General features: G+C 65.1%; 8 protein-coding genes. 4 read left to right on the forward strand and 4 right to left on the reverse strand.

Annotation, left to right across the window (positions count from 1 at the left end; all coding sequences use genetic code 11):
- Window positions 1–449 (forward strand): B3/B4 domain-containing protein (locus AC5JJ6_RS38090; protein WP_496047029.1); only part of this gene is annotated, 449 nt, incomplete at its 5' end.
- Window positions 450–454: 5 nt separating this feature from the next.
- Here the strand turns inward: AC5JJ6_RS38090 and AC5JJ6_RS38095 are convergent.
- On the reverse strand, window positions 455–1,246 hold the full coding sequence (locus AC5JJ6_RS38095; protein WP_496047030.1) for an SDR family NAD(P)-dependent oxidoreductase: 792 nt from the start codon (window positions 1,244–1,246) through the stop codon (window positions 455–457).
- A gap of 122 nt (window positions 1,247–1,368) precedes the next feature.
- On the opposite strand from AC5JJ6_RS38095, the gene nfi reads away from it, so the two are divergent.
- From nfi to AC5JJ6_RS38110, 3 genes are all read left to right on the forward strand, one after another.
- Window positions 1,369–2,049 (forward strand): deoxyribonuclease V, encoded by a 681-nt coding sequence (nfi, locus tag AC5JJ6_RS38100; RefSeq protein WP_496047031.1) that lies wholly within the window; start codon window positions 1,369–1,371, stop codon window positions 2,047–2,049.
- A 147-nt stretch (window positions 2,050–2,196) separates the two neighbouring features.
- Window positions 2,197–3,285, forward strand: coding sequence for an alpha/beta fold hydrolase (locus tag AC5JJ6_RS38105; RefSeq protein WP_496047032.1), 1,089 nt, complete (start codon window positions 2,197–2,199; stop codon window positions 3,283–3,285).
- Window positions 3,286–3,417: 132 nt separating this feature from the next.
- On the forward strand, window positions 3,418–4,662 hold the full coding sequence (locus tag AC5JJ6_RS38110; protein WP_496047033.1) for an MFS transporter: 1,245 nt from the start codon (window positions 3,418–3,420) through the stop codon (window positions 4,660–4,662).
- A gap of 60 nt (window positions 4,663–4,722) precedes the next feature.
- Here AC5JJ6_RS38110 and AC5JJ6_RS38115 read toward each other — a convergent pair whose 3' ends face one another.
- The 3 genes from AC5JJ6_RS38115 to AC5JJ6_RS38125 form a co-directional block, all read right to left on the reverse strand.
- Entirely contained in the window at window positions 4,723–5,037 is a 315-nt protein-coding gene (locus tag AC5JJ6_RS38115) for a type II toxin-antitoxin system RelE/ParE family toxin (RefSeq protein WP_496047034.1), read from the reverse strand.
- Window positions 5,038–5,048: 11 nt separating this feature from the next.
- Window positions 5,049–5,303, reverse strand: a complete 255-nt coding sequence (locus AC5JJ6_RS38120; protein WP_496047035.1) for a ribbon-helix-helix domain-containing protein — start codon at window positions 5,301–5,303, stop codon at window positions 5,049–5,051.
- Window positions 5,304–5,485: 182 nt separating this feature from the next.
- On the reverse strand, window positions 5,486–5,836 hold a 351-nt coding region (locus AC5JJ6_RS38125), incomplete at its 5' end, for an alpha-ketoglutarate-dependent dioxygenase AlkB (RefSeq protein ID WP_496047036.1).

The following is a 5,836-nucleotide window of genomic DNA, read 5'->3' on the forward strand; positions in this document are numbered from 1 at the left end:
CCTCCGAGACGCTGATCCGCTACGTCGAGAAGCGCGGCGATATCCCGCGCATCGGCCCGCTGGTCGATGTCTACAACGCCGTCTCGCTCGAAACCAAGCTGTCGCTGGGCGCCCACGACCTGGCATCCGTCACGGGCGGCATCTCCGTCCGCCTGACCACGGGAGCCGAGCGCTACCATCCGGTCGGCGCCGCCGAGCCGGAACCGGTGCGGCCCGGCGAGTACGGTTATATCGATGGTGACGGCGCCGGCAGTCCGGAGGTTATCTGCCGGCTGGAGGTCCGCCAGTCGGAAAAGACCAAGGTCACCCCCACCACCCGCGACGTCTTCCTGATCGTCCAGGGCAACGCCGCAACGCCGCCCGACTATGTGCAGGCCGGTCACGACCGGCTGACCGCCCTGCTCCAGCGCTTCTTCGGCGGAGAGATCGTGTCCCTGCACCGCCCCTGACGCCGCTATTTCTTCCCGGTTCCCGGTTCCGCCATGCCGCGATGCATCTCGGCCAGGACGCCTGATGGCGTTACGGTCGCGATGGCCGTCTGAAGCTTGTTCTTCCATCCGCTGACGACGTCGCCCTGCCCCTTCATCATCGCGTCGAAGCCGATGCGCGCGACTTCGGCGGGATCGTCCTTCTTCGCCTGCCCGACCTTGGTGTCGAGCATGTCGGCGCGGGCGAAGAACTCGGTATCCGTCGGGCCGGGCATCAGGCAGGTCACCGTGACGCCCGAATCGTTCAGCTCATGGCGGAGCGCGAAGGAGAAGCTGTCCAGCATGGCCTTGGTACCGTTGTATACAGCCTGATACGTCCCCGGCATGAAGCCCGCGATCGATCCCGTTATCAGGATGTGGCCCTTGCCGCGCGCCCGCATGTCCCGCCCGACCTTGTGCAGCAGGTACAGCGTGCCGGTGACGTTGGTGTCGATGACGTGGCGCACGTCGTCGAAGTCCTGGTCGAGGAAGCCTTTTCCAAGCCCCCGGCCGGCATTGGCGAGCAGCGCGTCGACCGGCCGCCCCCTGATGGCGGCATAGACCTCGTCGACGCCTTCCAGGGTCGCCAGATCGGCCCGCACCGCATCGACATCGGCGCCAAGCTGGCTGAACTCCTTCGCGGCCTTGTCGATCGCCGGCTCGTCGGCGGCGACGATCAGGTTGAACCCGTTCTTGGCGCATTCTTTGGCCAGTTCGTATCCGATACCGGTAGAAGCGCCGGTAACGATCGCCAGAGGTCTCGCTGCTGCATCGGCCATGGTTTTCACCCCTTTCCCAAGCGTTCCGAAAGTCAGCGCCTTCAACTGGCCGTGCCGCGCGGAAGTTCCGGACCTGCCCCTCGGCACCGGAACCGGCGCTGCGAAAGTCCGTTGAAATCCACATGGAAATCGACGCCGCCGACCACCTGCCCCTCGAGCCCTGGCCGACAACCGAAGCCGAGGCACGCGTGGTCCAGGAACGGCTGCGCCACCGCGTCGTGACTCGTGACGATTTCGGCCCGCTGCGCCGGATCGCGGCATTGGACGCCCACTACAGCGAAGCCGACCGGAAGACCTGGGCGGCGGTCGCCGAGATCGACGCCGAAACGCTGGAACTGACCCGCTCCGTCCTACTGTCGAAGCCGACGGACTTCCCATACGTGCCGGGCTTCCTGTCGTTCCGCGAGGTCCCGGCGATGGCGGCGGCGCTGTCCCTGCTTCCGGAGCCGCCGGACCTGCTGGTGGTCGATGGACAAGGGCTGGCCCATCCGCGCCGCCTCGGCCTTGCGTGCCACCTGGGCGTGGTCACCGGCCTGCCGGCCATCGGCGTCGCCAAGTCGCGTCTCGTCGGGCGCTACGAAGAACCGGCGCGGGAACGAGGGTCCTCCTCCCCCATGTTCCACCGCAAGGAACTGGTCGGCGTGGCGCTCCGCACCCGCGACGGCACAAACCCGCTCTTCGTGTCCGTCGGCCACCGGATAAGCCTGCCGACGGCGGTCGATCTGGTGCTCCGCTTCACGCCCAAATGGCGCCTGCCCGAGCCGATCCGGCTGGCCGACGCGATTTCCCGCATGCACGGCTGACCGTTCCTGAAGCGCCGGCCCGGTGCCGATCACGTGATCGTGAGCGCGCCTTGTGCAGCTTCCCGCATGCAGCGATGATGCTCCCTGGCGGGGACGGGCGCCGACATGACCGTCCCCGCATCATAAAAAAATGAGGGAGGACGCCCCATGCGGGTCCTGAGATCGTTGATGCACGCCGCCACCGGAGCGGCGCTGTCGCTTGCCGTCTTCGCCGCCGATGCCGGTGCTGCGGATTACCCCGCCCCGAAGGAAGGCTCCTTCGTCGCCAAGGACTTCCGGTTCCATACCGGCGACGTCCTGCCGGAAGTGCGCCTGCACTACAGGACCGTCGGGGAGCCGTCCGGCGAGCCGGTCGTGATCCTGCATGGCACGGGCGGGTCCGGGGCCAGCATGCTGACGCCCGATTTTGCCGGAGAATTGTTCGGCGAAGGTCAGCCCCTGGATGCGAAGAAGTATTTCATCATCCTGCCGGACGCCCTCGGCCATGGCAAATCCACCAAGCCGTCCGACGGCCTGCGGGCGAAGTTTCCCAAATACAGTTCCGAAGACATGGTCGATGCCCAGCATCGGCTTCTCACCGAAGGTCTCAAGCTGAACCACGTGCATCTCGTCATGGGCAATTCCATGGGTGGCATGCACACCTGGATCTGGGGCGGCAAGTATCCCGACTACATGGACGCGCTGGTGCCGATGGCCTCGCAGCCGACCGAGATGGCGGCCCGCAACTGGATGCTGCGCCGCCTGATGGTCGAGATGATCCGCCAGGACCCCGGCTATAAGGACGGCGACTACACCGAGCAGCCGAACGCCATGAGACTGGCCAACGTCTTCTACGCCACGGCCACCAGCGGCGGCACCCTCGCCTACCAGAAGCTGGCCCCGACCCGCGAGAAGGCGGACAAGATGATCAAGGATCGTCTGGCGGTGAAGTTCAACGCCGACGCCAACGACTTCATCTACGCGTGGGAGTCCTCGGGCAAGTACAACCCGACGCCGCTGCTCGACCGCATCAAGGCCCCGCTGCTGTTCATCAACGCCGCCGACGACGAGCGCAACCCGCCGGAGACGGGCGTTACGGAAGCGGCTATGAAGCACGTTAAGAACGGCCGCTTGTTCCTGATCCCCGCCAGCGAGGACACGCGCGGCCACGGCACGACGGCAATGGCGAAGTTCTACACGAAGGAACTGCAAGCCTTCCTGCGATCGGTGCCGAAGGAGAAATCAAGCTCCAATTAGCGGGGATCGACTGCCGGCCCGACTGCCGGGGCAACTGCCGGATCGAAGCGGCGCCGCCGCCTCGTCCGGCGCATGGCAGATCGCGCGGTTCCGCCGGTTGACAGGATTTCTCCCCAGGCGCAGAGAAGTTGGATGATCCAGCGCGCCCCCCTCATCACGCCCGTCCTCCTCGCCGGCAGCCTCGTGGTGCTGGTGGGCTTCGCCATCCGCGCCTCCTTCGGCGTCTTCCAGCTTCCCATCGCCATGGAGTTCAACTGGCCCCGCGCCGAGTTCTCCCTCGCCATCGCGATCCAGAACCTCGCCTGGGGCTTCGGCCAGCCGCTGTTCGGCGCCGTCGCCGAGAAGATCGGGGACCGCAAGGCTATCGTCATCGGGGCGGTAGCCTATGCGCTGGGCCTCGTGCTGTCGGCGGGCGCTACCCTGCCGATCGAGCATCACCTGTATGAAGTGCTGGTCGGACTGGGCATCGCGGGCACCGGGTTCGGCGTTGTACTGGCCGTCGTAGGCCGCGCCTCGTCCGACGAGAACCGCTCCATGTCGCTCGCCATCGTGACCGCCGCCGGCTCCGCCGGGCAGGTGCTGGGGCCGCCGCTGGCCGAGGGGCTGCTGGCGCTGATGCCGTGGCAGGGCGTGTTCATGGCCTTCGCGGCGCTGATCCTGGCGGTGCTGTTCGTGCTGCCCTGGATGCGCTCGCCCGTTCCCGCCTCCAAGGCGGAGCTTCAGCAGAGCATGGGGACGGTGGTGCTCGGCGCGCTGCGCGACCCCAGCTTCGCGCTGATCTTCTTAGGCTTCTTCTCCTGCGGCTACCAGCTTGCCTTCATCACGGCCCATTTCCCCGCCTTCGTGGCCGAGGTTTGCGGACCGATCATGCTCGGCAGCGTGCTGCACTCGATGGGCATCACGACGACCGGCGCTTTGGGCGCCGTCGCGATCTCGATCATCGGCCTAGGCAACATCGCGGGCACGCTGGCGGCGGGCTGGGCCGGGAAGCGCTACACCAAGAAATACCTGCTGGCAGGGGTCTACACCGGGCGCACCCTGATCGCGGCCTGGTTCATCCTGACGCCGATGACGCCGACCACCGTGCTGGTGTTCTCGGCCCTGATGGGCAGCCTGTGGCTCGCCACCGTGCCCCTCACGTCCGGCCTCGTGGCGCACCTCTACGGCCTGCGCTACATGGGCACGCTCTACGGCATCATCTTCCTGAGCCACCAGCTCGGAAGCTTCATGGGCGTCTGGCTCGGCGGACGGCTCTACGACGCCTATGGCAGCTACGACGGCGTATGGTGGATCGGCGTCGGCATCGGCGCCTTCAGCGCGCTCATCCACCTGCCGATCCGTGAAACCGCGCGGCCTCTGGCGGTGGCTCCGGCTTAGGGATGCGCCTGTCAAAAGGCAAATCTCAATAGCCGGGTCAACCGATCAGGCTGCATCCCCTTACGAGCCGAAATCCTCCCGGAAGCGATCGATCTGATGCATGCGCTCATGCAGGATCGTCACGATGCCGATATCGCCGTTGCTGAGCCTCCGCCAATAGACGAAGTGCCTTTCGTATTGGAAGAAATAGCCTTCGACGCCGAACTCCGCCGGTACCGGCCTCGAAGCTACGCCATGGCTCTCGATTCTCCCGAAGGCTTCGAACAGTCCCGTAATGTAACTGTCCGCCTGCTCACTCCCCCAGTGGTCACGGGTGTAGCGGTAGATATCGTCGAGACGGTGCGAAGCCGCCTCCTGAATGCGGATGGCGGCCATTCGGGGCCAGGTCAGGTTCGGTTGCGCGCGATGACGTCTTCAGCCGTGAGCGGCTGGTATGAGGACTCCGGCGCCGCATAGGCATGTGCAAGCTCGGCCTTCAGCCTGGCGAAGGCTTCCTGTTCCGTGCGCTCTTTATCGCGTCGGATCAGATCCCGAATGTATTCGCTGACATTCTCATAGGAACCGTTCTCGCCGACACTGGCCGCCACGAAATCGCTGAGCGCACCACTGAGGCGGACCGTCATCGTCGTCGTACGGGCCATGACCGCATCCTTCCCACGATTGCCGTATTCAATATAACCAAAAACGCACACACCGCAAGAAGGGCGCGTATCGTCGCTGGGAAGCCGTCGGGCACGCGACCTGCCGCGCCATCATGGTGTCGCTCATCGCTGGCCTGCACCGGGAAAAGCCGGAGTGCGGTTCCGGCCACGTCTTGTGGAAATTATCCCCCGCTGGATAAGACGGTGCGAAAGGTCAGAGAAACCCGGCGAGAACGCGGAACTCTGACACTCGATATCATATCGGTTTTGCGTGCCGGGATTCCATGCTTCCAATCGTAACGAGCCTGCCCGGACAAAGACAGCAGACTGCCCGGACGAAGAATCATCTCATGGCACTCATCGGTCGCTGAATGGCGAAAGTTCATTGCGATACTGCCGCCAAGGCTGACGATGGCTATGGTTTCCCCAAAGCAGGGGATACAATCGACATGCGGTGAGATGCCCTGGCCCGGCAGATATTCGTTGACGATGACCTGATCGGGAAACTGACTGAATATACCGTCTCTGGCCAG

This window comes from Skermanella sp. (assembly GCF_059503625.1).

Excerpts from the sequence above, each read along its gene's own strand:
- AC5JJ6_RS38095 (WP_496047030.1), bottom strand. The coding sequence starts at position 1,246 with ATGGCCGATGCAGCAGCGAGACCTCTGGCGATCGTTACCGGCGCTTCT.
- AC5JJ6_RS38105 (WP_496047032.1), top strand. The coding sequence starts at position 2,197 with ATGCGGGTCCTGAGATCGTTGATGCACGCCGCCACCGGAGCGGCGCTG.
- AC5JJ6_RS38120 (WP_496047035.1), bottom strand. The coding sequence starts at position 5,303 with ATGGCCCGTACGACGACGATGACGGTCCGCCTCAGTGGTGCGCTCAGC.
- AC5JJ6_RS38110 (WP_496047033.1), top strand. The coding sequence starts at position 3,418 with ATGATCCAGCGCGCCCCCCTCATCACGCCCGTCCTCCTCGCCGGCAGC.
- nfi (WP_496047031.1), top strand. The coding sequence starts at position 1,369 with ATGGAAATCGACGCCGCCGACCACCTGCCCCTCGAGCCCTGGCCGACA.
- AC5JJ6_RS38115 (WP_496047034.1), bottom strand. The coding sequence starts at position 5,037 with ATGGCCGCCATCCGCATTCAGGAGGCGGCTTCGCACCGTCTCGACGAT.